Source organism: Psychrobacter sp. 1U2, assembly GCF_051847575.1.
In genome coordinates this window covers 1-1,035 of the sequence record NZ_JBPYDC010000481.1, presented here as the reverse complement: position 1 = coordinate 1,035, position 1,035 = coordinate 1, and the positions used below count along the sequence as shown (strand labels likewise).

Below are 1,035 nucleotides of genomic sequence, written 5' to 3'. Positions count from 1 at the left end.
CATTGTCTTGGTGGTGATGTCATTTAATAAATCAAAAATAGGCTACAACTGGGGCGGCTTTAGCCTCAAATGGTACGAGTCGCTATTCAATAACCAAGCGATGCTCGATGCATTTTGGCATTCTATCGTCTTAGGTTTGGTTGCCGCCACCGTCTCAACCCTAATCGGTACGCTCACCGCCCTTGCCCTACATCGTTACGACTTTCGCGGCAAAGGCTTGTTAAACGGGCTGTTATTTGTGCTGATGATGTCGCCTGAAATTGTCCTTGCGATTTCACTGTTGGCCTTATTTTTGTTAATTGGTCTGCAGTTAGGCTTTGTCTCGCTGCTGCTCGCCCATATCACCTTTTGCTTGCCCTTTGTGGTCATTACTGTGTTTGCACGTCTGAGCAGCTTGGATGAGCGCTTGATGGAAGCGGCGCGCGACTTGGGTGCTAGTGAATCGACCATGGTACGCACCGTCCTAATTCCTGTCATCTTGCCGGCGGTAATGGCAGGTTGGTTACTGGCCTTTACCTTATCACTCGATGATGTGGTGGTGTCGACCTTTGTCACGGGGCCTAGCTATGAGATTTTACCGCTGCGGATTTATTCGATGGTACGCGTCGGCCTCAAACCTGAGGTCAACGCCATAGGTACGTTACTACTGGTAGCCTCTTTGGTACTGGTCGTCATCTCACAGTTATTATTACGGCGACGCTAGATGCTGTAGGCTGGCCAATAGCAAGCACTTGATGAAAATATTTGAGTGGAATTCACTGCTACATTAGTTATAATGAATTTTTCTCACCTCAGCGATCAGGTTGCCTTATGTTAGAACTCCGCCATCTCAATACTTTAACGGCATTACGAGCGCATGGCTCTTTGGCCGCAGCTGCTGATGAGCTGCACGTCACCGCTTCTGCAGTGTCGCATCAGCTAAAAGAGCTAGAGAATTACTACGATATTAGCTTGGTCAATCGCCGCACACGTCCGCTCACCTTTACGCCTGCGGGTAAAACGGTACTGGCATTGGCAGACAGCATCATGCCGCAG

The 1,035-nt window shown here is 49.1% G+C and carries 2 protein-coding genes; both read left to right on the top strand.

Annotated features, from left to right (window positions below; genetic code table 11):
- Position 1: 1 nt before the first annotated feature.
- Complete coding sequence (gene potC / locus ACS8FD_RS16730; protein WP_439276670.1) at positions 2–703, top strand: spermidine/putrescine ABC transporter permease PotC; 702 nt, start codon at positions 2–4, stop codon at positions 701–703.
- 107 nt (positions 704–810) lie between these two features.
- A partial coding sequence (locus ACS8FD_RS16725; protein WP_439276669.1) for a LysR family transcriptional regulator occupies positions 811–1,035 on the top strand: 225 nt, incomplete at its 3' end.